The sequence below is a fragment of the Paraburkholderia sp. J7 genome (genome assembly GCF_905220155.1).
Lineage (GTDB): Bacteria > Pseudomonadota > Gammaproteobacteria > Burkholderiales > Burkholderiaceae > Paraburkholderia.
Map to the genome: position 1 here is coordinate 1 of NZ_CAJMYZ010000114.1, position 379 is coordinate 379.

Sequence of the window (379 nt, forward strand, 5' to 3'; positions counted from 1 at the left end):
CCTCGAAGCGATCCTTACCGACTGGTCGCTGACCAGGGGCGGCCTTTACTTCGTCACGCCGTCGGCGCGCGCGCGGCCAGCAAAGGTGGCGGCGCTGTCCGATTACTTCGCCGGGCATCTTTCCGATCCCACGTGGCGATGGCCTAAATCATGAACAGGCGATCTATCATTGCATTTATGCAAAGATAGGTTACGAACACTTCTATTTCGCAAATAGCTCCCGATCCGTATTCTCCTTTCCATCGGCTGCACGACATCACGTCGCAAGCCACTCAACCACCCGGAAAGGAGAATCACGATGAACACGCAAGCTCACCCGAACACGCCCGATACCGCAACCGTCGCCTTCCTCGATGCGCTCAACAGCGGCACCGGTCCA

Annotated in this window: 1 pseudogene; it reads left to right on the forward strand. The window is 57.8% G+C overall.

The window, feature by feature from the left end:
• Positions 1 to 154: pseudogene (locus U5A58_RS40565) on the forward strand (LysR family transcriptional regulator); the annotation flags it as partial.
• Positions 155 to 379 lie beyond the last annotated feature (225 nt).